Annotated in this window: 28 protein-coding genes; 13 read left to right on the top strand and 15 right to left on the bottom strand. The window is 59.9% G+C overall.

Annotated features, from left to right (window positions below):
* Positions 1-45 precede the first annotated feature (45 nt).
* A complete protein-coding gene (locus ACK3SD_RS09820; RefSeq protein ID WP_481125357.1) occupies positions 46-831 on the bottom strand; it encodes a C40 family peptidase in 786 nt (261 codons plus the stop codon).
* 417 nt (positions 832-1248) lie between these two features.
* On the opposite strand from ACK3SD_RS09820, the gene ACK3SD_RS09815 reads away from it, so the two are divergent.
* On the top strand, positions 1249-1590 hold the full coding sequence (locus ACK3SD_RS09815; protein WP_137763388.1) for a Grx4 family monothiol glutaredoxin: 342 nt from the start codon (positions 1249-1251) through the stop codon (positions 1588-1590).
* A 64-nt stretch (positions 1591-1654) separates the two neighbouring features.
* Here ACK3SD_RS09815 and rnt read toward each other — a convergent pair whose 3' ends face one another.
* The 3 genes from rnt to nemA form a co-directional block, all read right to left on the bottom strand.
* A complete protein-coding gene (gene rnt / locus ACK3SD_RS09810; RefSeq protein WP_481125356.1) occupies positions 1655-2338 on the bottom strand; it encodes a ribonuclease T in 684 nt (227 codons plus the stop codon).
* 92 nt (positions 2339-2430) lie between these two features.
* Positions 2431-2838 (bottom strand): lactoylglutathione lyase, encoded by a 408-nt coding sequence (gene gloA, locus ACK3SD_RS09805; RefSeq protein WP_137763386.1) that lies wholly within the window; start codon positions 2836-2838, stop codon positions 2431-2433.
* 106 nt (positions 2839-2944) lie between these two features.
* A complete protein-coding gene (gene nemA / locus ACK3SD_RS09800; RefSeq protein WP_481125355.1) occupies positions 2945-4042 on the bottom strand; it encodes an N-ethylmaleimide reductase in 1098 nt (365 codons plus the stop codon).
* A 374-nt stretch (positions 4043-4416) separates the two neighbouring features.
* On the opposite strand from nemA, the gene ACK3SD_RS09795 reads away from it, so the two are divergent.
* The 4 genes from ACK3SD_RS09795 (at position 4417) to slyA (ending at position 7295) form a co-directional block, all read left to right on the top strand.
* Positions 4417-4656, top strand: coding sequence for a DUF1289 domain-containing protein (locus ACK3SD_RS09795; RefSeq protein ID WP_137763384.1), 240 nt, complete (start codon positions 4417-4419; stop codon positions 4654-4656).
* Positions 4657-4748: 92 nt separating this feature from the next.
* On the top strand, positions 4749-5645 hold the full coding sequence (locus ACK3SD_RS09790) for an aldo/keto reductase (RefSeq protein ID WP_481125354.1): 897 nt from the start codon (positions 4749-4751) through the stop codon (positions 5643-5645).
* A 124-nt stretch (positions 5646-5769) separates the two neighbouring features.
* Entirely contained in the window at positions 5770-6291 is a 522-nt protein-coding gene (gene sodC, locus ACK3SD_RS09785; RefSeq protein WP_481125353.1) for a superoxide dismutase [Cu-Zn] SodC, read from the top strand.
* A 560-nt stretch (positions 6292-6851) separates the two neighbouring features.
* Positions 6852-7295, top strand: coding sequence for a transcriptional regulator SlyA (gene slyA, locus ACK3SD_RS09780; protein WP_137763381.1), 444 nt, complete (start codon positions 6852-6854; stop codon positions 7293-7295).
* Between the two features lie 73 nt (positions 7296-7368).
* Here slyA and slyB read toward each other — a convergent pair whose 3' ends face one another.
* The gene (gene slyB, locus ACK3SD_RS09775) at positions 7369-7836 is read right to left on the bottom strand and encodes an outer membrane lipoprotein SlyB (RefSeq protein WP_481125352.1); all 468 of its coding nucleotides are present in this window, start codon (positions 7834-7836) and stop codon (positions 7369-7371) included.
* Between the two features lie 286 nt (positions 7837-8122).
* On the opposite strand from slyB, the gene anmK reads away from it, so the two are divergent.
* From anmK to pdxY, 5 genes are all read left to right on the top strand, one after another.
* The gene (anmK, locus tag ACK3SD_RS09770) at positions 8123-9247 is read left to right on the top strand and encodes an anhydro-N-acetylmuramic acid kinase (protein WP_481125351.1); all 1125 of its coding nucleotides are present in this window, start codon (positions 8123-8125) and stop codon (positions 9245-9247) included.
* Between the two features lie 11 nt (positions 9248-9258).
* A complete protein-coding gene (locus ACK3SD_RS09765) occupies positions 9259-9567 on the top strand; it encodes an MliC family protein (RefSeq protein WP_481125350.1) in 309 nt (102 codons plus the stop codon).
* A gap of 35 nt (positions 9568-9602) precedes the next feature.
* On the top strand, positions 9603-10250 hold the full coding sequence (pdxH, locus tag ACK3SD_RS09760) for a pyridoxamine 5'-phosphate oxidase (RefSeq protein WP_137763377.1): 648 nt from the start codon (positions 9603-9605) through the stop codon (positions 10248-10250).
* A gap of 136 nt (positions 10251-10386) precedes the next feature.
* Positions 10387-11661, top strand: coding sequence for a tyrosine--tRNA ligase (tyrS, locus tag ACK3SD_RS09755; RefSeq protein WP_481125349.1), 1275 nt, complete (start codon positions 10387-10389; stop codon positions 11659-11661).
* A 156-nt stretch (positions 11662-11817) separates the two neighbouring features.
* Positions 11818-12678: a pyridoxal kinase PdxY gene (gene pdxY / locus ACK3SD_RS09750; RefSeq protein ID WP_481125348.1), complete on the top strand. Its 861-nt coding sequence runs from the start codon at positions 11818-11820 to the stop codon at positions 12676-12678.
* A gap of 33 nt (positions 12679-12711) precedes the next feature.
* On the opposite strand, the gene gstA is transcribed toward pdxY, so the two are convergent.
* The 6 genes from gstA to ACK3SD_RS09720 all read right to left on the bottom strand — a co-directional run bounded on the left by gstA (position 12712) and on the right by ACK3SD_RS09720 (position 18865).
* Positions 12712-13314, bottom strand: a complete 603-nt coding sequence (gstA, locus tag ACK3SD_RS09745) for a glutathione transferase GstA (RefSeq protein WP_481125347.1) — start codon at positions 13312-13314, stop codon at positions 12712-12714.
* Between the two features lie 136 nt (positions 13315-13450).
* Positions 13451-14317, bottom strand: a complete 867-nt coding sequence (dapA, locus tag ACK3SD_RS09740) for a 4-hydroxy-tetrahydrodipicolinate synthase (RefSeq protein ID WP_481125346.1) — start codon at positions 14315-14317, stop codon at positions 13451-13453.
* 386 nt (positions 14318-14703) lie between these two features.
* Complete coding sequence (locus ACK3SD_RS09735; RefSeq protein ID WP_481125345.1) at positions 14704-16323, bottom strand: sensor domain-containing protein; 1620 nt, start codon at positions 16321-16323, stop codon at positions 14704-14706.
* 278 nt (positions 16324-16601) lie between these two features.
* Positions 16602-17735 carry a GGDEF domain-containing protein gene (locus tag ACK3SD_RS09730; protein WP_481125344.1) on the bottom strand — a complete coding sequence of 378 codons (1134 nt, stop codon included), beginning with the start codon at positions 17733-17735 and terminating at the stop codon, positions 16602-16604.
* A 37-nt stretch (positions 17736-17772) separates the two neighbouring features.
* Positions 17773-18036, bottom strand: a complete 264-nt coding sequence (locus ACK3SD_RS09725; RefSeq protein WP_137763371.1) for a hypothetical protein — start codon at positions 18034-18036, stop codon at positions 17773-17775.
* Positions 18037-18241: 205 nt separating this feature from the next.
* Positions 18242-18865: a glutathione S-transferase family protein gene (locus ACK3SD_RS09720; RefSeq protein ID WP_481125343.1), complete on the bottom strand. Its 624-nt coding sequence runs from the start codon at positions 18863-18865 to the stop codon at positions 18242-18244.
* Between the two features lie 156 nt (positions 18866-19021).
* On the opposite strand from ACK3SD_RS09720, the gene ACK3SD_RS09715 reads away from it, so the two are divergent.
* From ACK3SD_RS09715 to ACK3SD_RS09705, 3 genes are all read left to right on the top strand, one after another.
* Positions 19022-20041, top strand: coding sequence for an AraC family transcriptional regulator (locus ACK3SD_RS09715; RefSeq protein WP_481125342.1), 1020 nt, complete (start codon positions 19022-19024; stop codon positions 20039-20041).
* 135 nt (positions 20042-20176) lie between these two features.
* The gene (locus ACK3SD_RS09710; RefSeq protein WP_481125341.1) at positions 20177-21022 is read left to right on the top strand and encodes a hypothetical protein; all 846 of its coding nucleotides are present in this window, start codon (positions 20177-20179) and stop codon (positions 21020-21022) included.
* On the top strand, positions 21015-21320 hold the full coding sequence (locus ACK3SD_RS09705; protein ID WP_481125340.1) for a hypothetical protein: 306 nt from the start codon (positions 21015-21017) through the stop codon (positions 21318-21320). The genes ACK3SD_RS09710 and ACK3SD_RS09705 overlap by 8 nt, the downstream gene beginning before the upstream one ends.
* 44 nt (positions 21321-21364) lie before the next feature.
* Here the strand turns inward: ACK3SD_RS09705 and dtpA are convergent, their stop codons facing one another.
* The 4 genes from dtpA to sapD form a co-directional block, all read right to left on the bottom strand.
* Positions 21365-22870, bottom strand: a complete 1506-nt coding sequence (dtpA, locus tag ACK3SD_RS09700; protein ID WP_481125339.1) for a dipeptide/tripeptide permease DtpA — start codon at positions 22868-22870, stop codon at positions 21365-21367.
* A 726-nt stretch (positions 22871-23596) separates the two neighbouring features.
* On the bottom strand, positions 23597-24385 hold the full coding sequence (fabI, locus tag ACK3SD_RS09695; protein WP_137763365.1) for an enoyl-ACP reductase FabI: 789 nt from the start codon (positions 24383-24385) through the stop codon (positions 23597-23599).
* A gap of 142 nt (positions 24386-24527) precedes the next feature.
* Positions 24528-25340 (bottom strand): putrescine export ABC transporter ATP-binding protein SapF, encoded by an 813-nt coding sequence (gene sapF / locus ACK3SD_RS09690; protein WP_137763364.1) that lies wholly within the window; start codon positions 25338-25340, stop codon positions 24528-24530.
* Positions 25337-26329 (bottom strand): putrescine export ABC transporter ATP-binding protein SapD, encoded by a 993-nt coding sequence (gene sapD / locus ACK3SD_RS09685; protein WP_137763363.1) that lies wholly within the window; start codon positions 26327-26329, stop codon positions 25337-25339. Before sapD ends, sapF begins: the two co-directional genes overlap by 4 nt.
* Positions 26330-26362 lie beyond the last annotated feature (33 nt).

Below are 26362 nucleotides of genomic sequence, written 5' to 3'. Positions count from 1 at the left end.
CAGAAAAAAAAGACGCCCTTGGGCGTCTTTTTTGTTACGCGGTGGTCAGCGCACGGTCTTGGGGGTCATCACGCGGCGGGCGCCGACGTAATGGTCCTGCCAGTAGTCATTATCCAGATAGCTGATGCGGATATCCTCGCCGGTGCGCGGTGACTGGATAAATTTGCCATCGCCGAGATAGACGCCAACATGGTCAGCCGCGCCACGGTTGGCGATGCGGAAGAAGACCAGATCGCCGCTCTCCAGCTCGCCACGTTTAACCGGCGCGGCATCACGCAGGTGGTACATCTCATTGGCGGTGCGTGGCAGGCGGATCTTCATCACATCTTTATAGGCGTAATAGACCAGCCCGCTGCAATCGAAACCGGTGGTGGGGGAGGTGCCGCCCCAGCGGTAGGGCTTGCCTACCTGCTTCATTAGCTTGGTCATCGCCGTTTGCTTGGCTTTCTGGTAGCGCTTTTTATGCGCCGGGCTGAGTGCCAGCGGGCCGCTCTCCACAGCTTTGGCCTCGTGGCCGGGCAGGCGCTGGCGGCCATAGCCTTTTTTATAGCCCTTTTTCGGCGGCGTCACCTTGACCAGATGGGTAGAGGCGGTTTTACGTGTTTTACCGCTTTTGGTCGTGACCTTGACCACCTGAGCCTTGTCGCGGCTGGTGGCTTTTTTCTTTACGCTGGTTTTCACCGGCTTGCGCTTTTTACGGTCATCCGTCCTGGCCTCACTGGCATGGCCCTTGCGGGGTTCGGCCGACGTGCGCGCATGGGGCGACGCATGCGCCAGATTCATACAGAGCTGGGTAAAAAGCAAAACGAAAAGCGTAACGAGTAAACGCATGGCAACGCTACCAAAAGTGTCCGACAAACATCCATGGAGGCCCAGTATCACTGAAACCTGCCGCACAAAAAAGCATGAAACCCCCTGATTCTAATTCATATTGTCAGAAAAAGTTAATAGCTTTTTTCATTAGTGAAAACTGGGGGGGAGATATGCTGCTTTTATCCGCAACTCAAGCGGTTAGCGGCCTGGCGGCATAGAGGGATAACGCGTTTTTCCGATAAACCTCATCGTTCAGATCTGTTACTGTTAACATATGTTTAATTATTGTTAGCAGTCAGGCCGACGAATTTGGGGCATGGGGGAAAACCCTGCAAAAAATGGTGTTTTCATCCCGTTGCCGCCCTCGTTACAATAGGCCACTGCTGATTTGATGTGACGCGTAATAGCCAGCCAATGGCTTGAGGAAGCAAGACAATGACGACAATTGAAAAGATCCAGGCCCAGATCGCGGAAAACCCGATCCTGCTGTACATGAAAGGCTCCCCGAAGCTGCCAAGCTGTGGCTTCTCCGCTCAGGCGGTACAGGCGCTGTCCGCGTGCGGTGAGCGTTTTGCCTATGTGGACATTTTGCAGAACCCGGACATCCGTGCTGAGCTGCCGAAATACGCCAACTGGCCGACCTTCCCGCAGCTGTGGGTGGATGGTGAACTGGTCGGCGGTTGCGACATCGTGCTGGAGATGTACCAGCGCGGCGAACTGCAACAGCTGATCAAAGAGACCGCCGAGAAGCACCGTTCCCAGGAAGAGCAACAGTAATCCGGGCGCGGGGGCAACCTCAGCGGCAATGAAAACGGGCGACCCTAGGGTCGCCCGTTCTGTTTTACTCGTCGGCCTCTGGTGTCGCCAGCGGCCAGCCACCCAGCCGTTTCCAGCGGTTGACCAGCTCACAGAACAGCAGTGCCGTCTGCTCGGTGTCATACAGCGCGGAGTGCGCCTGGGCGCTATCAAAGGGGATGCCGGCGGTGATGCAGGCTTTCGCCAGCACCGTCTGCCCGAGCACCAGCCCGCTCAGCGCCGCGGTATCAAAGGTGGCAAAGGGGTGAAAAGGGTTGCGCTTGAGGCTACCGCGCTCGGCGGCCGCCATCAGGAAGCTGTGATCAAAGTTGGCATTGTGCGCCACAATAATCGCCCGGTTGCAGTTCTGCTCCTTCATGCCCTTGCGCACCATCTTGAAGATGGCGTGCAGCGCCTCATACTCACTCACCGCGCCACGCAGCGGGTTGTGCGGATCGATGCCGTTGAAGGCCAGCGCCTCCGGTTGCAGCACCGCCCCCTCAAATGGGGCGACATGGAAGTGCAGCGCCTCATCACGCGTCAGCCAGCCGTCGTCGTCCATGCGCAACGTCACGGCGGCGATCTCCAGCAGGGCATCGGTACGGGCGTTAAAGCCAGCGGTTTCAACATCAATCACCACGGGATAGAACCCGCGGAAGCGGCCACTCAGGGCGTTGGGATCACTTTTATCAGCCATCAGTTTCTTATCAGGTTCGAATTCAGCGCGCATTATGGCAAATTTTCGCGGCCGATGCAGGGGAAGGGCAATACGCAGGAGAAGACGGGCGACGGCGTGCCGCGCCCGTAGGATCAGGGAAGCTATCAGTTGCCGAGGCCTTTGCCAGCGTGGCTGTTTTCAATCAGCTCGATCTTGTAGCCATCCGGGTCTTCCACAAAGGCGATCACGGTGGTGCCGCCCTTGACCGGGCCAGCTTCACGGGTCACATTGCCGCCAGCATTGCGGATCTGGTCACAGGTCGCCGCGACATCATCCACGCCCAGCGCGATGTGGCCGTAGGCCGTCCCCATGTCGTAGCTCTCGACGCCCCAGTTATAGGTCAGTTCAATCACCGCGCCTTCGCTCTCTTCGGTATAGCCGACGAACGCCAGGGAGTATTTGTATTCGGTATTTTCACTGGAACGCAGCAGACGCATGCCTAATACCTTGGTGTAGAAGTCGATGGAGCGTTGCAGGTCACCGACGCGAAGCATGGTATGGAGTAAGCGCATAAAGTCCTCTGATAACAGGTTGGCACGCGGCGAGGTGTTCGCCGCGTGGATAAAAACAGTTAAGTATAGCCTTCGCAGGCGAATAAATTCAATGTGATGCAGATAGTCACAGCGTTGGGTAGTCGGTGTAGCCATCACGGCCACCGCCATAGAAGGTCTCTGGCTGCGGTGGGTTGAGCGGCGCCTGCTGGGCAAAGCGCGCCACCAGATCCGGGTTGGCGATGTAGTCGCGGCCAAAGGCGGCGGCATCAACGTAACCGGCGTCAATCAACTGCTCCGCCTTCTGCTGCGTATAGCCACCGGCCCCGATGATCACCCCCTGATAGCGGGCGCGAATCGCCTTGCGCAACGCCTCCGAATAGGGACGGCCGCCGACCCAGTCCGGCTCGGAGATGTGCAGGTAGGCCAGTTGGCGGGCGCTCAGTTGCTCCACCAGCGTCAGCGCATCCTGCTCCTCCTGCTTGCCATTGCCCATGCCAGCGACGGCACCGACCGGCGAAATGCGGATGCCGACGCGGTCAGCCCCCAGTTCGGCCACCACGCTCTCCACGACGTCCAATGTCAGGCGCAGGCGGTTCTCGACACTGCCGCCATACTCATCATTTCGCAGGTTGGACTCCGGCGACTGGAACTGGTGCAGCAGGTAGCCGTGGGCGGCGTGGATCTCCACATAGTCAAACCCGGCCTCCCGTGCATGAATGGCGGCCTGGCGGAATTGTGCCACTACTTCGGCGATCTCAGCCACGGTTAGGGCGCGCGGCGGCGAGCAGGGAACGCGCGTCAGGTTGCCCTGCTCATCCCGTATCGTGGTGCGGGTGTCGGCGGTCTGTGCCGAGGGGGCGACCGGCGACTGCTGGCCCGGTTGCAGTGAGGTGTGGGAGATGCGGCCAACGTGCCACATTTGCAGGGCGATGTGGCCGCCGCGCGCATGGACGGCGTCCGTGATCTGGCGCCAGGCAGCCACCTGCTCAGGGGAGTGGATGCCCGGCGCGCCAGCATAGCCCTTGCCCTGCAAGGAGATTTGCGTCGCCTCGCTAATAATCAGCCCGGCGCTGGCGCGCTGGCTATAGTACTCGCCCATCAGGGCAGTCGGCAGATCGCCCGGCTCCTGGCTGCGCAGGCGGGTGAGGGGGGCCATAAAGATCCGGTTCGGCAGGGTGCGCCCGCCAATGGTCAACGGGGTAAAGAGTGTGCTCATGGCCAATGCCTCCTGAAAAAGTGTCCGGGCCACTATGCAGAGGAAAGGCTGGGGCAGATTGTTCAAACGTGCGCTCTAAAGCGTTGAAAGAAACCGGCGTACAGGCACGCCGGGTGAAGGGGGCGCAAGGGGCGTGGCCAGCGGGCGGCACGCCAAAGGCTCACGTTTGCGCGGCACGGGGCCACGCCGTGATGTTCTCGCGGCAAAGAGCCTTTACCGCGACGCCACCCTATCACCCGGTTATGACAGAAATTTGATGGCATGGGCGGGAAAAATGGCGGGCAGGCTTGCCAGCCCGGCGCAAAGGGGCTTCAATGAGTAGGCGGGCGATAAATTAACCAGCGCGCAACGTGCCGCCCGTTTGCGCAAAAGGGGAGATTGTGGCCGAGCAGCTTGAGTTTTTCACCATTCCCAGCCCCTGCCGCGGCATCTGCCAGTCAGATGAGCGCGGTTTTTGTCGTGGCTGCCTGCGCAGCCGGGAAGAGCGTTTCAACTGGATGAGCATGAGCGACGCCCAGAAGCGCCACGTCCTCCATCTCTGCCGCCAGCGCTACCTGCGCCAGCAGCGGCAAGCGCGCAAAGCCGATGACCCGCCGCCAGAACAACCCTCCCTGTTTTAATTCTTGCGAGGCGCCGCGCAAAGCCGTGCGCCAACGTCGTGCCGGGCCACGCAATTGTGTATGCTCTCCCCATCCAACCAAGGAGGCCGGTTATGAATCTTCGCAGTCCGATTGCCCCGCAGGGCCCTGAGTTTTCCCCGCTAATTTGTGGCTACTGGCGGTTAATGGAGTGGGCAATGCGCCCGCAGGAGCTGGTGACCTTTATTGAGCAGCACCTGGCGCTGGGCATCACCACCGTCGATCACGCTGACATCTATGGTGACTACCAGTGTGAGGCCGCGTTTGGCGACGCGTTGCGGCTGGCCCCCTCGCTGCGCCACCAGCTGGAGCTGGTCAGCAAGTGCGGCATTGCCACCACCGCCAAACCCGGCCATAGCCTTGGCCACTACATCACGGACAAGTCCCACATCATTGCCAGCGCTGAGCAGTCATTGCAGCACCTGAACACTGACCACCTCGACTTGCTGCTGATCCACCGCCCCGATCCGCTGATGGATGCCGATGAGGTGGCAGAAGCGTTCACCGCCCTGCATGGCAGCGGCAAGGTGCGCCATTTTGGTGTCTCCAACTTTACGCCAGCGCAGTTCTCGCTACTGCAATCGCGTCTGCCCTTTACTCTGGCAACCAACCAGGTGGAGATCTCGCCGCTCAATCAGACGGTGACGCTGGACGGTACGCTCGACCAGTGCCAGCAGTTGCGCATCCGGCCGATGGCGTGGTCATGTCTGGGTGGTGGCCGGCTGTTCCGTGAGCCACGCTACCAGCCGCTGCGTGATGAGCTGTACGCCGTCGCTGAGGAGATTGGCGCGCAATCCCTGGAGCAGGTGGTCTATGCCTGGGTGCTGCGCCTACCGAGCCGCCCGTTGCCGATCCTCGGTACTGGCAAGATTGAGCGCGTGCGTGCCGCCTGGGAGGCGCTCTCCCTGCCATTGAGCCGCCAGCAGTGGTTCCGCATCCGCAAGGCGGCGCTGGGTTATGACGTGCCCTAGGGGCAGTTTTTGTGAACTGGATCGCAAATATCAGCCGGGCAGGGTCAGAAAGCGGAACGGCAAACCAGCATCGGAAGGCTTTGCCTATACTTAACGCTCTGAAGCGACAGGCATTGGAGGCGTTATGAAATATCTTTCCGGCGTGGCGTTGGCATGTATGTTGGCCTGCGGGGCCGCGCAGGCGGCCAGTAAAGTGGTGACCATGAACCTGGTGTCTGCCGAGGGCGCACCGCAGCCCATCGGCACTGTCACCATCAGTGAAACCGAGTATGGCCTGCTGTTTACCCCCAAATTGACCTCACTGCCGCCGGGGGTGCACGGTTTCCATGTGCACCAGAATGGCAGCTGTGAGGCCGCAGAGAAGGATGGCAAGAAGGTGGCGGCGCAAGCAGCCGGCGATCACCTGGATCCAGAGAAAACCGGCAAGCACCTCGGGCCATATGAGAATGGTCACTTGGGTGACCTGCCCGTGATCTATGTGCATCAGGATGGCAGTGCCAGCGATCAGGTACTGGCACCGCGCCTGAAACAGCTGTCGCAGGTTGAGAACCATGCGCTCATGATCCATGAGGGCGGGGATAACCACGCGGATATGCCGAAGCCCTTGGGTGGCGGAGGTGGCCGTATTGCTTGTGGTGTGATTTAGTTTGGCTGACTGACTGCTGGCCGAGCATTAGCTCGGCCAGTGCCAATAACGGGTGGGCGAATTTATTTAATGCAGAAGTGTTTAGATATTGCCATGATTCATATCAAAAGTTGGAAAATGTATTTTATTTTTGTAACTGTCACTATTTATTTACCCCCACTGATCCCAGCCCACGCTATCCCCTTAAATTCTAGCGAAATTTGACAAAATGCACGGAGTATGTCCGCCGCCGCCACCCTTGCCCGGTGTGCGCTTAGTTTGGCCCACGTGGCCATAGGCAGAATTAGCGTCGCCTGATCGCCAGAGAAAATCAGAGAGACAGCAAAGGGATAGCTAAAAACAGGCAACGTTCACTAAGGAGATTATGCCAAATTTAGTATGTTAATATTCAGGCAGAGAATAAGGCGGAGGATGTAAAAAGGCTCTAATTATTTTTAATCCAAATTATTGGTCTAAATATAATTCATATTACATATATAATTGAATTTCCGTTCTTAACTCCGCAAAATAGGCTACACTCTGGGAAGCACTATTAGCAAGCTAATTATAAGGAGGGGGAATTGGACTCCAATTTAGGTTCATCATTAGGTTCAGATTTAGCACGGCTGGTGCGAGTATGGCGCGCCTTGATTGACCATCGGCTTAAACCGTTGGAATTGACCCAAACTCATTGGGTGACCTTACACAATATCAACAAATTACCGCCTGAGCAGTCGCAGATTCAGCTGGCCAAGGCGATCGGCATTGAGCAGCCTTCACTGGTACGCACCTTGGATCAACTTGAGGAGAAGGGGCTGATTACCCGCCATACCTGCTCCAGCGATCGCCGCGCCAAACGCATCAAACTAACGGCGGAAGCGGCACCGATTATTGATGAGGTGGAGAGGGTGATTGACTCTACACGGCATGAGATCCTGACGGGCATCTCACATGATGAGCTCTCGCTGCTGGTCAGGATGATCGATCAGATAGAAGAGAACATTATCCAACTACAAAATAAATAACGCGATTTTTTTTGACCCACAGCGAATCTACCCGACCGGCGGCCTATGGCCGCCGGTCTTGTTTCTGTGCCGCTTAACGCGGCGAGACAGTCACCTGGCTGCCACTGCTGGCTATGCTTACACGCTGCCCCACGCTGAATTTGGTGGCATCTGCTTTCTGCACCACCATGATGGTATTGCCATCATCCTTACGGATCTCCAGTTCTACGCCATTGCTACGGTTTAACGCACCCTGCACGCCCTGACCTGCGACGCCACCGGCCACGGCACCGGCTGCGGTCGCCAGGCTACGGCCCGTGCCACCCCCGACGGTGTTACCCAAGAAGCCGCCCAACACTGCGCCGCCAATCGCGCCAATCACGTTGTTCTCGTCGCCACCCTGAATCTGTACCGGCCGGGTTGAGACGATGGTGCCGTAGGTTACGTTTTGAACCTGTTTCGCCTGATTGGCGGAGTAGACATCGCCGGACAGAGCGCTATCGTTCACACAGCCTGCCAGCGTGGCGCCAGCGAGCGCCACCACGAGAAGACGCTTAATCATAAAGACTCCTATATTTTTTAACATAGTCCTCAGCATTGCCTGCCTGACTACGAATGGACAATGACGCTAAAAGTATGGCTGATATGCAGCCCAATCGCTATTTTGCCTGATGTAAAGTCCCCAGCATATGCTCCACAGCTTCAATGCCCCATAAACCTCGATAAAATGATCTCGTCGTCAGATCAACGGCCTGGCCGTAAATAATCACTCCCTTTCATAGCGTTAACCGGTTAAATCTGCTTTAGTGGGGGAGAAAAACATTGCATTGCCGGTAAGGGGAAAGGTTATGAAGTCAGGTCGTTATATCGGTGTCATGTCGGGCACCAGCCTGGATGGGATCGATGTGGTGCTGGCCGCCATTGATGCGCGTATGGTGGCCCAGCAGGGCAGCTATACCCACCCAATGCCGCTAGCCATCAGGCAGGCGATTTTAGGGATGTGCCAGGGCCAGCAGGTGACACTGTCACAAGTGGGCCAGCTGGATGCGCAGCTGGGGGATCTGTTCGCCGAGGCCATTTTGGCGCTGCTGGCGCAGCACAACCTGCGTGCCGAGGAGATCACCGCGATTGGCTGCCACGGCCAGACGGTCTGGCATGAGCCGAACGGCCTGGCGCCGTTCTCGCTGCAACTGGGCGACAATAACCGCATCGCGGCCCTGACCGGCATTACCACCATCGGTGACTTCCGCCGGCGGGACATCGCGCTTGGCGGGCAGGGCGCGCCGCTGGTGCCCGCGTTCCATGATGCGTTGCTCTCGCACCCGGACGAGCGCCGGATGGTGCTCAATATCGGCGGCATCGCCAACCTCTCCCTGCTGCTGCCGGGTCAGCCGGTGCGCGGCTATGACACCGGCCCCGGCAACATGCTAATGGACGCCTGGATCTGGCGGCAGCGGGCGCTGCCCTACGATGAGGATGCGGCGCTGGGGCTGGCGGGCCTGCCTGATATCGCCCTGTTGCAGCAGATGCTGGCTGACCCCTATTTTGCCGCGCCTGCGCCGAAAAGTACCGGGCGTGAGTACTTCAATTTGGCTTGGCTGGAGCGTCATCTCGCCGGGCACCCCAATCTTGCTCCGGAGGATGTGCAGGCCACGCTGGCGGAACTAACCGCGACCACCATCTCAGAGCAGGTGCAGCTCTCCGGCGGCTGTGACCGGCTGCTGGTGTGTGGCGGTGGCGCGCGCAACCCGCTGGTGATGACCCGTCTGGCGGCGCTGCTGCCGGGCACCGAGGTGTGCCCGACCGACCAGTTCGGCATCCGTGGCGATGACATGGAGGCACTGGCGTTCGCCTGGCTGGCGGCGCGTACCCTGTCCGGCCTGCCGGGCAACTTGCCCTCGGTGACTGGCGCGCGCGCGCCGGCGGTGCTGGGCGCCATCTACCCGGCTGGCCTGCGCCAGCCGAGCGAGTGAGAGGAGGCAGTATGTTCAGATATCTGCTTACGGGGGCCGCGTTACTGGCGCTGGCCGGGTGTAGCCACTTCGGCCACGCGCCAGCGGCCCAGCCTGTCCACTACCGTTGCGGCACCCTGCCGCTGACCGTGACGCTGGCCCCGGATCGCCACAGCGTCAACCTGCTGCTGGATGGCGAGCAACTCCACCTGACGCAGGTGGAGGCGGCCTCCGGCGCGCGCTACAGCGACGGGCGCTACACCTTCTGGTCACAGGGGGAGCGGGCGCTGGTGCAGCGCGGGGATGATGTGATAATCAATGATTGTGTGGTCAGCCGCTGATGGCCGTGACCCCCTGACGTTCCAAGGATCTTGCCATGACTGAAAGACTCGATATTGCCCACCTGCGGCGCGAATACACCAAGGGCGGCCTGCGCCGCCATGATCTGACCGATGACCCGCTGGATCTCTTCGGGCTGTGGCTGCAACAGGCGTGTGAGGCGCAACTGGCCGACCCCACCGCCATGTGCGTGGCGACGGTGGATGAGCAGGGCCAGCCATTCCAGCGCATTGTGCTGCTCAAGCACATTGATGAGCGCGGGCTGGTGTTCTACACCAACCTAGGCAGCCGCAAGGCGCAGCACCTGAGCCACAACCCGAAAATCAGCCTGCACTTCCCCTGGCATATGCTGGAGCGGCAGGTCAGCTTCACCGGCCGCGCCGAGCGCCTCTCCACGCTGGAGGTGATGAAGTACTTCAGCAGCCGACCCAAGGAGAGCCAGATTGGGGCCTGGGTGTCGCCGCAATCGTCCCGCATCTCGGCGCGAGGGGTGTTGGAGAGCAAATTCCTCGAGCTGAAACAGAAGTTCCAGCAGGGTGAGGTGCCACTGCCCAGTTTCTGGGGCGGCTACCGCGTAGCCTTTGATTCCGTGGAGTTCTGGCAGGGTGGCGAGCACCGCCTGCATGACCGTTTCCTCTACCTGCGCGAGGGGAATGGTTGGAAAATCGACCGACTGGCGCCCTGAACGCCAAAAACCGTGCTTACTTCTGGCGCTCGGGCTACGGGCGCTTTATTCTATGCGCTTCCCCGGATCAGGCGGCCACACAGGTCAGCGCCGCCGGCCGGGGCACTCCCTTTACCAACCCTCAACGGAGTCATTGATGACAAGCAGTAACTTGATTACTCAATTGCAAGAGCGGGGCCTCATTGCCCAGGTTACGGACGAAAAAGCGTTAGCAGAGCGACTGGCGCAAGGGCCAATTGCACTCTATTGCGGTTTCGATCCCACCGCAGACAGCTTGCACTTGGGCCATCTGGTTCCGTTGCTGTGCCTGAAACGCTTCCAGCTGGCTGGCCACAAGCCAGTGGCGCTGGTGGGCGGGGCGACCGGCCTGATTGGCGACCCGAGCTTCAAGGCTGCTGAACGCAAGCTCAACACCAGCGATACCGTCGCTGAGTGGGTAGAGAAGATCCGCCGCCAGGTCTCGCCGTTCCTCGATTTCGACTGCGGTGACAACAGCGCCATTGCCGCCAACAACTACGACTGGTTCGGCAACATGAACGTGCTGACCTTCCTACGTGACATCGGCAAGCACTTCTCCGTCAACCAGATGATCAACAAAGAGGCAGTGAAGCAGCGCCTGAATCGCGATGACAGCGGCATCTCCTTCACCGAGTTCTCCTACAACCTGTTGCAGGGCTACGACTTTGCCTCGCTGTGTGGCGAGCACGGCGTCGAGTTGCAAATTGGCGGCTCTGACCAGTGGGGCAACATCACCTCCGGCATCGACCTGACGCGTCGCCTGCACCAGAAGCAGGTATTTGGCCTGACCGTACCGCTGATCACCAAGTCTGACGGCACCAAATTCGGCAAGACCGAGGGTGGCGCGGTGTGGCTGGATCCGAAGAAGACCAGCCCGTATAAGTTCTACCAGTTCTGGATCAACACCGCGGACGCCGATGTGTACCGCTTCCTCAAGTTCTTCACCTTCCTCAGCCTGGAAGAGATCAACGCGCTGGAAGAAGAGGACAAAAACAGCGACAAGGCCCCGCGCGCCCAGTATGTGCTGGCGGAAGAGGTGACCCGCATGGTGCATGGCGAAGAGGGGCTGGCGGCGGCCACGCGCATCACCGCCAGCCTGTTCTCTGGCTCACTGGGTGAGATGACCGAGGCGGACTTCGCCCAGCTGGCGCAAGACGGTATGCCGACCATCGAACTGGAGGCGGGCAGCGACCTGCAACAGGCGCTGGTTACGGCCGAGCTGGTGCCCTCCCGCGGACAGGCACGCACCATGATCAACTCCAACGCCGTGCAGGTGAATGGCGAGAAGCAGGGTGATGCGGAGTACACCTTCACCGACAGCGACCGCCTGTTTGGCAAGTACACCTTGCTGCGCCGCGGCAAGAAGCACTACTGCCTGATCAGCTGGAAGTAAGCGCGACAGAGTGAAAACGGGGGGCTAGCAGCCCCCCTTATTTTTAACGGGGTTTGCCCCAATAATAACTAACAGTGCCGCCGCCTTGGCAGGGGGCACCCGGCCACCGGCCATGCCGGTGTCTTTGGCAAGGGTAAAAGAGTACAGGTTGTCGTGATGAAAAATATTCTCTCCATCCAGTCCCACGTCGTGTTCGGCCACGCCGGCAACAGCGCTGCCGAATTCCCGATGCGCCGCTTGGGCGCCAACGTCTGGCCGCTCAATACGGTGCAGTTCTCCAACCACACCCAATATGGCCGCTGGACAGGCTGCGTAATGCCGCCCAGCCACCTGACCGAAATCGTGCAGGGCATCGCGGACATCGGCCAGTTGGCGAAGTGTGACGCGGTGCTGAGCGGCTATATTGGCGCATCAGAGCAGGGCGAGCACATCCAGGCGATTGTCCGCCAGGTGAAGGCCGCCAACCCGAATGCCCTCTACTTCTGTGACCCGGTGATGGGCCACCCGGAGAAGGGCTGCATCGTGGCCCCTGGCGTGGCGGAGTTCCACGTCAAACAGTCACTGCCGAGCAGCGACGTGATTGCGCCAAACCTGATTGAGCTGGAGCAGCTGAGCGGCAAGGCGGTGAACAGCGTGGAGCAGGCGGTGGCCACCGCGCGTGAGCTGTGCGCGCTGGGGCCAAAGGTGGTGCTGGTGAAACATCTGGCACGCGCCGCCCGCTCGGCGGAGAGCTTTGAGATGCTGCTGGTCACCGCCGACGAGGCATGGCACATCAGCCGCCCGCTGGTGGCCTTTGCCGATCGCCAGCCGGTGGGCGTAGGCGATCTCACCAGTGGCCTGCTGCTGGTGAACCTGTTGAAGGGGGAGCCGCTCGACAAGGCGCTGGAGCATGTCACTGCCGCGGTCTACGAGGTGATGCTGGCGACCCAGCAGATGGGCGAGTACGAGTTGCAGGTGGTGGCGGCGCAGGATGCGTTGGTCAACCCGCGTCACCACTTCCCGGCAGTTAAGCTGTAATCGGGTGGGGCGCGCAGGGTGCGCGCCCTCCCATTACTTCAGCCCTTCCGCCGCCAGTGCGGCATCCACCGCCGGGCGTGCCGCCATCCGCGCCATAAAGGCCGCCAGGTTCGGCAAATCCAAGTTAAACTTCAGTACCCGCGCCCAGTTCAGGATAGTGAACAGGTAGGCGTCGGCCACGCTGAAGCGGCTGCCGAGCAGATACTCTTTCCCCGCCAACTCTCCATCGATGTAGGCCAGTTTCTTCCGCAACTGCTCACGCGCCACCTCTTTTGCTTCCTCCGGGAAACGTGGGTTGAACAGCGGGCTGAAGCCCTTGTGCAGTTCCGTGGCAATGAAGTTGAGCAGTTCGAGCGCGTGGTAGCGCGCCAGCGAACCCGCTGCAGGCAACAGCTGGCGATCGGGCTTCTGGTCGGCCAGATACTGCACAATCACCGCATTTTCCGTCAGGATGGAGCCATCATCCAGTTGCAGCGCCGGCACCTGCCCCTTGGGGTTAATGGTCAGGTAGTCCGCGCCGTGCTCGGTGGTTTTCGCCACCAGGTCAACTTTCTCAATGCTGAAATCGACACCCGCCTCGCGCAGCACGATATGCGGGGAGAGCGAACAGGCGCCCGGTTTGTAATACAGTTTCATGGTAACGCTCCAGTAGTGGGGGAGTGCAAGTAAGCCTCTATCCTGGAAGCCATTCTGTCAAAAGTCATTACGTATCTGTGCGAAAAGAAAACGAAAAATCGCATGGCCCGGCCAGGGCGGCCGGGCCGGCTGGGGTTCAGCGGCTGTAGAGGTTGAAGTGGTCGCGCAGCGCCTGCTCCACCTCGGGCGGGCAGGGCAGCAGCGGCTCGCGCAGGTCTGGCTCCATCTCACCATGCAGCGCCAACGCGCACTTGATGGCGGTAGGGTTGGCGACGGAGAACAGCAGGCGGATCATCGGCAGCAGGCCGTAGAAGGTGGCGCGCGCCGCAGGCAGATCGCCCGCCTGTACCTGCTTCACCAGCGCCGCCAGCGCCTCCGGGCAGAGGTGGCCGGAGGCGGTGATCGCCCCGGTGCCGCCCAGCGCCAGCACCGTCAGGATCTGGGTATCCTCGCCGGTTAGCACGTCCAGCTTGCCAGCGTTGATCAGATCCAGCGTCAGCTCCGGGTTGCCGCCGCAATCCTTGATCGCCACGATGCGCGGGTGGTCGCTCAGCTGTTGCAGCGTCTCCCAGGACAGCGCGATGCCGGTGCGGTAGGGCACGTTGTAGAGGATCAAGGGCACCGTTGAGCGGTCAGCCAGTTGGGTGAAGTAGTGCACCAGCGATGCTTGGGTCGGACGGATGTAGGCGGGCGCGGAGACCAGCAGGCCCGCCAGCGGGCGCTGCATGATGGCATCCTGCATCGCCAGAATGGAGGGCATATGATTGCCAGCCAGCCCCATCACCACCTTGGCGGCGGGCACCACTTCCAGCACCGCGTCCAGCGCCTGCAACTGCTCCTCCTGGCTCAGCGCTGGCGCCTCGCCGGTGGTGCCGCATACCACCAGCCCGTCCGCGCCACGCGCCAGCAGGGAGACCGCCAGACGCTGCAAGGCGGGCAGGTCAAGCTTGCCCTGGCTGAAAGGGGTGACTAACGGAATCCAAATACCTGAAAATACTGACATAATTCTCTCCTGTCTTAGAGGGTAACGCGCATTGGGTTTGCCGTCAGAAGGAGAGGTCAGGGGGAGTCACGCTGCTGTGGGCCGCTGTCCTGTCATCTCATCTGACGGGACAGCGCCCGATCAAATGAGCGGCTGTTTCTTGAGCTTCACATGACGCACCGCGCCACTGGCTGCCGGAACGGCACCACATTGGGCAAGGCAGGAAACGGGTTGCATCATCGTCTAATCCATTGAATGAGGGCACATGGGGCGCACCGTGGCGCCTGAGGAGATAATGCGTTTGATGCCGGTTTATGTCAATTCAATGGGTTAATGCTAGTTGTGGGATTATTTACGCTGCTTATATATGGCCGTTTCACCCGCCAAAAGGGTGAAACGGCGGCCAGTCAGGCGCTAAGCAAGGCGGTGAGCGTCTCCACTGGCACCGGGCGGGAGAAGAGGTAACCCTGCATGTGTGAGCAGCCAGCGGTCAGTAGGAAGGTCTTCTGTTGGGCGTTCTCCACCCCTTCGGCAATCACGTTCAGCTTCATTTTGTGGCCGAGCTGGGAGACTGCGGTGACGATTGCCGCCGTGTCCGTCACCTCATTGACGTACTGCACAAAGGAGCGGTCAATCTTCACGCTGTCCACCGCAATGTCCTTCAGCAAACTGAGGCTGGAGTAACCGGTACCGAAGTCATCCAGCGAGATCTTCACGCCAGCGGTGCGCAGCTGCATCAGCTGGTGCAGGCTGTTGGCATCGGCATTCATCACGGCGGTCTCCGTCAGCTCCAGCTCCAGACGCTGGCAGGGGAAGCCCTCCTCACGCAGCAGGCCGAGGGTCTTTTCAGCAAACTGCCCCTCGCGCAACTGCACCGCTGACACATTGATCGCCAGCCGCAAATCACCAAGCGGCTTGATGTGGCGACAGGCCTGCCGCAGCACGCACTCGCCCAGCTGGCTGACCAGCCCGGTCTCCTCCGCGAGGGCGATGAACTGCACCGGCGGCACCGGGCCTAGCTGGTGGTGGTTCCAGCGCGCCAGCGCCTCCACGCCAATGATCTTCTCGTCACTGCTGCGCAAAATCGGTTGGTAGACGCAGGTTAGCTCCCCCTCCTTGGTCAGGGACTCCGCCAGCGCCTTCACCATCACCCGCTTATTCTCCGCACTGGCGTCCAGCGTCTCGGAGTAGAAGCAGAAGATATTCTGCCCCTGGCGTTGTGCCTCACGCAGGGCAGAGTTGCCGCGCCGCAGGATCTCGCCAGCGGTCAGGTTTTCGCTGTTAATGCTGACAATACCGCAGGAGAGGGTCACCACCGGCTTGGCCTGCGTCAGGGTAAAAGGCTCATGCATCATGGCGATGATCTGCCGGGCAATCGGCAGCACCTCCGGCTCCGTGGACATGCCGCGCAGCAGGATGGCGAACTCATCACCATTCAGTCGCGCCAGCATCCCCTGCTGGCCCACCAGCGTGCGCAGCCGCTGGCTGAATTCGCACAGAATGGTGTCGCCAGACTGGTAACCATAGGTGTTGTTCAGCACCGTAAAGTGGTTCAGGTTGAGCACAATCAGCGCGCAGTTTTGCGGGTGGTAGAGGGTACGTGCCGCCAGCTGGTTCAGTTCATCATTCAGCGAGGTGCGGTTGGGCAGCCCGGTGAGGGTGTCATGGTAGGCCAAATAGCGGATCTGGGCCTCTGAACTGCGCAGCAGCGAGATGTCGCTGATGATGGAGAGCACGTAGGCACGTTGGTCAATCAGGACGCGCGACTTACGGATCATCACCGTGCGGCTTTTGTTTTTGCCATCGGTGATCACCTCTTCGCTCATCTGCTTCTCCCCGCTCTGCAACACCTCCAGCGCCCGGTTATGGTGGCGTTGCGCCTGCTCCTCATCGAGAAAAAAAGCAAAACCCTGCCCAACCAGCTCATCATGTGAATAGCCAAATAAATCACAGGCTTTCTGGTTGATAAACACCAGTTTCAGTGTGTCATCTTTAATGAGTGTGGCTTCCGGGAGTGCGTTAAGCACGGCTTGACATATGGCGATGTCATTGAACATTTTCAAACGTCCTGAGCAGAGGGAAGCAGCAAGATTAGCACTGAAAAATTGCGGCGTCTCCACTGCACATGACTATAAGTGGATTATTTTACTCATTTTTTTTATTTATTTAGACAATCATAATGCCATTCTGATTATTTAAGAATCATCGGCTGTTTATCATGCGCTAAGTAAACTGAGGCGCATTTTATGCGGCGATAAATCCATCACCCTTAAGGCAAATCGATGAATTAGACCCATTTTTACCCCTAATTCACCTCAATGCGGTTTTTTCCAGCAGCCTTGGCGCGGTAGAGCGCGTGGTCTGCATCGACCAACAAACTGGAGATATTGAAGCCACTTTGGGTGCTGGAGGCGATGCCACCGCTCACCGTCAGTGGGTGCGCCAGCCGCTGCTGGGCGGCCACCTGGCAGCGGATGCGCTCCGCCAGTGACTGGGCATCCTGGGTGGGCAGCGGCAGCAGGCAGCCAAACTCCTCGCCGCCAATACGGGCGAAGATATGGTGCGGTTGCAGGCAGCGCGTAGCGATGTCACAGAACGCCACCAGCGCCCGGTCGCCGCCGTGGTGGCCGTGGCTGTCATTAATGCCCTTAAAGTTATCGAGATCGAACAGGATCAGCGTCACCGGTGCCTGCTCACGTTCGCATCGTGCCAACAGCTGCTCACCGCGCTCAATCAGCGCGCGCCGGTTGGCGATGCCGGTCAGCGGATCGCTGAGAGAGGCATGTTTGTACATCAGCTGGGCGCGCTCATTGACCATCGCCAACGTGGTGAAGGCCATACCCGTGGCATAAAGGATGGTTTCGAAGATCAGCAGGGCGAAGAAACTGGCGCCGGGAACGGTGGTCAGCTCGGCAAATGGTTGGCCCCGATCAAACAGCAGGCGGATAAAGTAGACGGCGCTGTGCAGCAGCATCAGCAGCAGAGCCGGCCAGTAGGTCACCAGCAGCGCCCGCCGCCCCCGCCACACCTCACGCGCCGCCAGCAGGGTATAGATCATGGTCAGCAGGCCACTGACCATGATGCGCAGCGTCAGGGTCTGCATAAACAGCGGGCAGAGGCAGAGCAGCAGCCAGACGATCGGGCCAGCCAGCACCCCCTGCCAGTGGGGCGGGCGCCCGGTGAAGACCCGCATCGCCGTCCATTGCAGGCCATAGGCCAGCAGCAGCATCATGTTGCCAAACAGGATCGGCACGATGTCCATATGGAGGCCGCGCAGGCTACCCATCAGGGTACCAAAAACGGCGCTCAGCATGGTAGCGGCGAGGTAGCCGAGGGTCAGGTCACGGCGGCCCCCCAGCCAGGCAAAGAACATCAACATTGCCAAAAAGGCCAGAACAACGAGTTCCAGCACGAATAACGTGTAGACGTTGAGATGCATAGTTATGTTTTTATCAGGTTGGCGGTGGCGCGCTGCCTTAGGGCTTCGGGCCGTACTTCTCATCCCACTCACGGCGGTAGCGGCGCGCTTTGGCCCGGTCACGTAGGTAGAGATAGGCGCTGACCACGCAGACCGCGCCCGAGAACACAATGTTGCGCATGTCCTGGTCATACAGGCTGACCAGCAGGCAATCCAGCGCTGCCACGATGGCAAACCACTTATAGAGGTGGGACTGGCGACGGGTCAGGGCATTCAGCCGCTTGAGTTGGCGCGACTCATCCAGGAATTTTCGTTTTTCCATCGTGGCATCTCAGCAGGCTGGGCGACTAAAAGGGGCGGAATCATGCGGCATTGGCGGCCTAAATGTAGCAAAGAGTGCAGGCATTACGCGAGGGAATAATCTCCATGAATAAATTGCGCCAATTTCAGGCGCAGATTGTGGGGGTATAGGGTAAATTCCTTTTTCTTTACCACGCCTTAGCGTCAACTTCCCGTGCTTTATGCGGTTAAGGCCACTGCTGGCAGGCGTAACGGGCGAAAGCCGGCCGCTCGCGCAGTCGATCGTAGTAGTGTTCGAGGGCCGGCCAGTGGGGCCGCTGGAGCGGCGTCATCATCCATCGGTGCAATGACAGCCCCAGCACGATGTCCGCCAGCGTGAAGTGCGCGCCCGTCACGTAGGCCCCGGTGTGCGCCAGCTGCTGCGCCAAAATGCCGATGGCGTGGTTCCACTGCCGCTCGCCTTCAGCTAGCTGCGCGGCATCGGGGTTGGGCGGGGTGTTGCGCATCCGGGCGTTGAACACGTAGCGCCAGGCGCTGTTGAGATCGCCCAGTTGCCAATCCATCCAGCGGTCAATGTCCGCCCGGCGGCGCGCATCGGCGGGGTAGAGCGGGCTGTCCGGCTGGCTGTTGGCCAGATAGCGGCAGATGGCGTTCGACTCCCACAGGATAAAATCCCCCTCCTGCAATACCGGCACCATCCCATTTGGGTTGAGCGCCAGAAACTCCGGCTGCCGGGGATCGCGATGCCCCGCGCCCCAGGACTCCTGCTGATAGGGCAGTTGCAGCTCGTCACAGGTCCACAGCACCTTACGCACATTGATTGATGAACTCCGGCCCAATATTTTTCGCATCTCGTCTCTCCGTTATCTCGCCGCTTCTGTTAACCATAAATCATTTCCCACGGCTTGCGGGGTAAATGTTGCGCAGCCGGTGCCGATAATAGGGCTGATGCCGGCAGGCAGGCGGCGCAGGGTGCGACGCCGTCTGCAGATGACATGGAGAGCTTTATGAGCCAGCGTAAAATTACCGATGCCGCACACGTTTATCAGGATTTCGATACCCGCTTCTATGAGTGGGAGGATGGGATGGCGTCAGCCGGCCTGAAACTGGAGCTGGCGAAGCAGGATTTTGCCGGCTTTGACTGGAACGTCACCGGCTATAACTTTGGCCGGCTGATTGGCGGGGTGCTGAATGTCAGCGAACATGACATCCACCGCCAGCGCGGCAACCTGTTCTCAATGCCCGATCACATCTTGATCTTTATCGTGGTGATGGGGGCGATGGATTGCCGCTGCTTTGGCCGACGTACGCTGCTCCAGCAGGGGGACATTTTGATTCAAGACTCCTCGCAGCCAATCCTGATCCACGTCCACCCCGGCAAGCAGCCGCCGCACCTTTGCACCTACCAGTACATTATCCTGCCCAAGCATCTGGTCTCACTGAACCTGGATATCGCCGCCCTGCATGGGCATGTGCTGCCAGCGGCCGCGCCGATGAACTTCCTGTTGCGCCAGCACTTCAATAGCATGTTGCAGGTGTTTGATAACCTGACCGAAGCGGAGATTCTGGCGACCGGCGAGGGGGCCAGCGCCATGTTCCTGCACACCCTGGCGCTGGTGGGCGGGCAGCCGCTGGAGGCACCGTTCGCCTTCAGTTCGCGGCTGGAGCGCATCTGCCTCTTCATTGAGCAGAATTTGGCGCAGCCGCTCTCCGTGGAGGGGCTGTGCAAGGAGTTCGCCCTTTCGCGCGCCGCGCTCTACCGGCTGTTTGAGCCGATGGGCGGTGTGGCGCAATTTGTGCGCAACCGCCGCGCCACGCTGGCCAGACGGCTGATGCGCACCACCTCGCTTGCCGACCAGAGTCTGGCGACCATTGCCCGCCGCTGTGGCCTCTCACCGACGGCGCTGCGCCGTATCCTGTCGCAGGAGTATGGATTGTCGCCGCGCGATCTGCGTCAGGCGTTGCAGGGGCAGGCCGCCGGGCGCGAGGCGCCAGCCACCCACCTCAACTGGATCAGCAACCTGTAACCGCCGCTCACGCCCCTCATTTTTCCTCATTTAGCCGCGGGTAGGGCGATCGCCTCCCAGGTGGCGCACTACGCTTACCCCCATGCTGCCGTGGAAGGGGGACACGAGACGATGTGGAGGCGTGTATTACCGTTGATGATGCTGTGGCTGGTCGGATGCGCCAGTACGCAGACGCAGCAGGCGGCGGAGAGTTTTGCCGTAACCAGCAACCGGGCCGGGCGGGTCAGCGGTCAGGCGGTGCTGGAGCTGCATCGTGGCATTGGGGCGCTCAACCGCCGCCAACAGCAGCTGGTGCTGGAGAGCCAGCCGGACATCCCGGCGCGGCAGCCGCTGCCGCTGGAGCATACCGTGCAGCGTATGGCCGCGGCCAATGCGCTGGCGCAGTATGGCGAGGCGCTAACCGCGTTGGCACGGCAGGATCGTAGCCCAGAGGCCGCCGCTGCCTTCAGTGGCCTGATTGACAGCACGCTGGCGGCGACCGGGCTGGCTCTGCCGGTGGGCCCCCTGCGGGCGCTAGGCAACGAGCTGGCGGAACGCCACTTCCTACAACGCAAACTCACGCAGGTAAAAACCCTGATGCGGCTCTACCAGCCCGCCGTTGATCAGCTGACCGAACTACTGGTGGAGGATTTCTCCCCGGACGGCAGCGGCTATATGGCGCTGTTCCTGACCAGCGCGGCCGAGCTGCGTCTCCATGCGCGGCAACGGCTGGCTGATCCACAGGTCACGGCCAGCCAGCGGCGCGATGCGCTGGCGGCGCTGGAGATGGCTGAGCAGGCGCGTGAACAGGGTGAGGCACTGGGGCACCAGCTGGTGGAGATGCTGACGGAGTTGCGGAGCGCCCAGCACGCCACCCTGTCGCAGCTGGAGGAGGGCGGCGAGACGCGCCCGGCGCTGGCGCACTTCCGCCAGGGCGTCGGCCAGACGGAGCGGATGATGCTGTTGCTGAACAGGCCAGAGCAGGAGGGGAGCAATGAGTAATCAGGTATTGCAGCAATTGAATGCCGTACTGGCGGAGTTGGAGCGCATCAGTGCCAGCGGCGGCAGTGCAGGCAAGCGGGCCGATGGGTTATTGGCGCAACTCTACCCGCTGAAAAAGGGGTTGTTGCTGGAGGTGATTGGCACGCAGACCGCCCACTATGCGGTGCTGGCTGAAGCATTGCAGCAGGGCGCGGAGCAGGCACGACAGGCCCAACAGCAGTTGCTCAAACCCGCGGCGGTGATCGGTGGCATTGAGAATTGCATGGCGAAGGCGCTGAAGTTGCTGGCGTCGCGCTAAAAAAAACGCCCCATTCGGGGCGTTTTTTATGGGGTCAGCTTCGCTTACTGCGCGCGGGCTTTGGCCGGTGCGCTCTCTGCCGCGGTCTCTTGCGTCATGCGGAACAGCTTAGGTGCGGTCAGGATCATCAGCAGCGCAATCACGCCCGTCACGATACCGATTTGCAGGAACACATGGCTGTAGATCGCCAGTGAGGCGTGCGCATCCGGAATATCCTGCGGCACGGCAGTCAGGTTCGCTACCTTGCCAGCAATGATGGCAGCAGCCGCGGTGGTCAGGAACCAGGAACCCATGATGAAGCCCATCAGGCGCTGCGGCACCAGCTGGGCCACCATCGCCAGACCAAGGCCGGAGATCATCAGTTCACCGACGCTCTGCAGCGCATAGCTCAGCACCAGCCAGCTCACGGAGACGATGCCAGCGTCATTCGCCAGGCTCGCGCCCCACGGCAGCACCAGGAAGGCGGCGGAGCAGAGCACCATGCCGATGGCAAATTTGTGCGGCATGGGCAGGCGATCACCAAATTTGGCGTAGGCCGCGGCCAACAGCGGGCTGGCCAGCATGATCCAGAACGGGTTGAGGGCCTGGAACTGCTCCGGCTCCACGTTGAGGCCGAAGATGGTGTGCTCAACGTTATGGATGGCGAAGAAGTTCAGCGAGGTCGGCATCTGGCTATAGAGCACGAAGAACACTACCGCTTCCAGCATCAGCAGGAAAGCGACAATCATCTTGCGGCGGGCGATGCCATGCAGCGTGAAAGTCTCTTTGGCAAAGACAATGATGATGCCAACGGAGACCACGGCCAGCGCCAGGCGGGCGATGTCCTGATGGTGCAGCAGCCAGCTGGAGATGGCGGCCAGTACGGCCACGCCCACCACGGTCATCAGCAGTTTGCCCATCTGGAGCGGCTCAAAGTCTGGCTTGGAGCCATGCGCCTTCACCCAGTGGTTGCAGCACAGGAAGTTAACCAGAGTGATCAGCATCCCGACCACGCTCAGTGAGAAGGCCACGCTCCAGCCATAGTGGGCGGCCAGCCACGGGGTCGCCAGCATCGAGAAGAAGGAGCCGATGTTGATCGCCATGTAGTACATGGTGAATGCGCCATCGAGACGCGGGTCATCCTTCTCATAGCAGGTTGAGAGCAGGGACGATGGGTTGGCCTTGAACAGGCCGCTACCGACGGCGATGGTCGCCATACCAAGGTAGACCCAGAAGATGTCATGGCCGGAGTAGGCCACGCAGGCATAGCCCACCGCCAGCACCAGCGCCCCGAGCACGATCACGCGCTTGGTGCCCAGCACCTTGTCGCCCAGCCAGCCGCCAATAGCGACGAAGCCATAGACCAGCGCGCTGAAAGAGGAGAAGAGCGTAATGGATTCTGCTTCGCTCAGGCCCAGCATTTTGACCAGATAGACGGCCATGATGCCTTGCAGGCCATAAAAGCCGAAACGTTCCCAGAGTTCGATGGAGAAGATCAGATAAAACGCTTTAGGTTGCTTAAACGCGTTAAGGCTGACCTCTTGTGATGATTGTTTGTTTGATGTGGACACTAAAACCTCTTTTTTCACGACCTGTTTTAAGTTGCACAGGGAAGGGGGGGCGTAAGTGATGCCGTGGCATCCTTCGCGTTGTTATAAGATAAATAGCGGCTGGTAATGTTCCCTATCTTTGTCAATCAGGCAAGGGATTAGAAATAATCTGTTACAAACATCCCCACCGGCAGATTGCGCAGCCCTTGCAAATACAATGCAGCATGAAAGATTGCTGCTTGGGGATTTACCAAATTAATATTTTGCTTAATGAGTCATCAAAATTTACGAAGTGATATGTTCTGCTTTTATTAAGACATACAGTTTATCTGATTGCTCATAAACCACATTACTGCCAATGATAGTGTGTGACCACGCTTTACCACCATATCGCCCTGTTTAACAATAAATGGCATTTTTCTGATATCCGTAAGGAATATAAAAATGTGACTTGGTTCGCGTTTTTTGCCTAAATTTCAGGTTGAAAAAAATGTTTTTATCGGGAAGTCCAATAAAAGGCAGGGGACGATAGGGTTTTATCTGTTTTAAATCACATTTCCGATACAAAGCTAACATGCTGGTCACGAAATAAGCAGTGCAGGCAAACGGTTGCGTATTGTAATGAGGTTTGTCACGCTGATGGGGTAGGTAAAGGAAGAGGTGTTGGGGGAGAGGGGATGTACGGGCATAAAAAAACCGGCCAGAGGGCCGGTTTGGTCAGACGCGCCGTGGCGCGTCAGGGGGAGGTTAGTTCAGTTCCAGCTCGTTCATTGCAGCGATGTTGAAGCCACCGTCAACGTGCAGGATTTCACCGGAGATGCCCGCTGCCAGGTTGGAGCACAGGAACGCGGCGGAGTTGCCCACGTCCTCGGTGGTCACGGTACGGCGGATCGGGGTGACCGCTTCGCAGTGGGAGAGCATCTTACGGAAGTTCTTGATGCCGGAAGCGGCCAGGGTGCGGATCGGGCCAGCGGAGATGCCGTTGACGCGCACGCCTTCCGGGCCCATGGCGTTTGCCATGTAGCGCACGTTGGCTTCCAGGGAGGCTTTCGCCAGACCCATGACGTTGTAGTTCGGGATCGCGCGCTCTGCACCCAGGTAGGAGAGGGTCAGCAGGGCGGAGTCCGGGTTCAACATGCTGCGGCAGGCTTTCGCCATCGCCACGAAGCTGTAGGAGCTGATGTCGTGCGCGATGCCAAAGCCCTGACGGGTTACAGCGTTCACGTAGTCACCGTCCAGCTGGTCGGCCGGCGCGAAGCCGATGGAGTGAACGAAACCGTCGAATTTCGGCCAGGATTTAGCCAGTTCAGCAAACATTGCATCGATGCTTTCATCTTCTGCCACGTCACACGGCAGCACCAGGTTAGAACCCAGCTCGGTCGCGAACTCTTCAACGCGGGATTTCAGCTTGTCATTCTGGTAAGTGAAAGCCAGTTCCGCGCCTTCGCGGTGCATAGCCTGAGCGATACCGTAAGCAATGGAAAGTTTGCTGGCAACGCCAGTAATCAGAATGCGTTTGCCGGTAAGAAAACCCATAGCAATAATCCTTGTGGTCATTGTTGCGTGCGGAGGGCGCGCCGGCATCAGGCCTGGCCGCGCGTCCGCGTGAATAAACCGGGCGATTCTAGCATGCCCGGAGGAAATTGGGAGACGATTCGCGATCTGCTCCGATCAGTGGTCAAAACCGGCCATCGCGCCGCCAGGCGTCGGCGGTCAGTGCCTCCCCAAAGTGGCTGTGGATCAGGCGACGGGTGAGGTCGTGTAGCGGCGCCGCCAATACCTCGGCGGTACAGCCGCGCTCCACCACCTCGCCGTTGTGCATCACCAGCACCTGATCGCTGATATGTTTCATCATTCCCAGGTGCTGGGTCACGTAAATGTAGGATAGGCCGTGTTTTTCCTGCAATTCCAGCATCAGGTTGATGATCTGTGAGCGCATGGACATATCCAGTGAGGCCAGCGCCTCATCAGCGATGATCACCTTGGGTTGCAGGATCAGCGCGCGCGCCAGCGCCACGCGCTGCGTCTGGCCGGCGGCCAGCATGTGCGGATAGTAGCTGGCGTGGTCAGGCAGCAGCCCCACTTGGCGCAGGGTCTGGTAGATGCGCTGCTCGCGCGACGGCGCGTCCAGATCGGTGTTGATGCGCAGCGGCGCGTCCAGCAGCTGGCCGATGGGCTGCCGTGGGTTGAGCGAGGTGCTCGGGTCTTGCAAAATCATGCGGATGCGCTGGCTACGGTAGCCGTAATCACCAAATTCCAGCGGATGGTTGTCAATCAGCATCTCGCCGCCGCTTGGCTCCACCATGCCAGAGAGCATCTTCGCCAGCGTCGATTTACCGGAGCCGTTCTCGCCAATGATCGCCAGCGTCTGGCGCTCGCGCAGGGTAAAGCTCACTGGCTTCACCGCTTCCACCATCATGCGCCGGAACATGCCGGTGCGGTAACGGAAGGTTTTGCTAAGGTTGCGCACCTCAAACAGCGTCTCCATCACGACTTCTCCATGTTAAGCGGGAAGTGGCAGGCGAAGGCGTGGCTTTTCACCGGCTTCAGCGGCGGCGTCTCAATGCACTTCTTCTGCGCATAGGGGCAGCGTGGCCCCAGCCGGCAGCCAATCGGCAGGTGCTCCAGCGAGGGGATGGCCCCCGGCAGGGTGTTGAGCCGGCTCTTATGCGGCAGGGAGCGGCCAAAATCGGGCATCGCCCGGATCAGCGCCTGCGTATAGGGGTGGTGCGGCGTGGAGAGCAGATCCTCACAGGTGGCGCTCTCCACCGTCTGGCCGCAGTAGAGCACATTGATGCGGTTGGCCCACTTGCTCATCATCTGCAAATCGTGGCTGATCAGCAGAATGGTGGTGTTGTTGTTCTGGTTCAGGCGTGCCAGCAGGCGGAAAATTTGCGCCTGAGTGGTCGGCTCCATCGCGTTGGTTGGCTCATCAGCAATCAGCAGTCGTGGCTGGTTGGCCAGCGCGATGGCGATCATCACCTTCTGGCACTCCCCCTCGGTCAGCTCGTAGGGGTAACTGCCCATGATGTCCTTGTGATCCTTGATGCCCACCCGGTGCAGCAGCTCGATCGCCCGGCGCTTGCGCCAGTGCCAGCGTTGCCACCATTTGCCCTTGAAGGTCCAGCCGGGGATCGCCTGCATCAGCTGGCGGCCAATGTTCTCCGAGGGATCGAGGCAGGATTGCGGCTCCTGGAAGATCATCGACACATGGTGGCCCACCACCTTGCGCCGCTCGCGCGGCGTCAGTTGCAGCAGGTCGATGTCATTGAAGCGGAAACGATCGGCGGTGACGCGCCAGTTGTCCTTGGTCACGCCGCAGATTGCCTTGGCGATCAGGCTCTTGCCCGAGCCGGATTCACCTACCAGCCCGCGCACTTCCCCCTCCATCAGCGAGATGCTGACGCGATCGACCGCCTTGACCGGGCCGTCCGGCGTCATGAACTCAATGGTGAGGTTACGGATATCCAGCAGGGGCATCAGCGCACCCCCATCGGGATCAGATTACGCATC

It is taken from the genome of Chimaeribacter sp. YP20170169 (assembly GCF_056739715.1).
The sequence above is the reverse complement of the archived record's forward strand: the minus strand, read 5'-3'. Positions and strand labels throughout refer to the sequence as shown.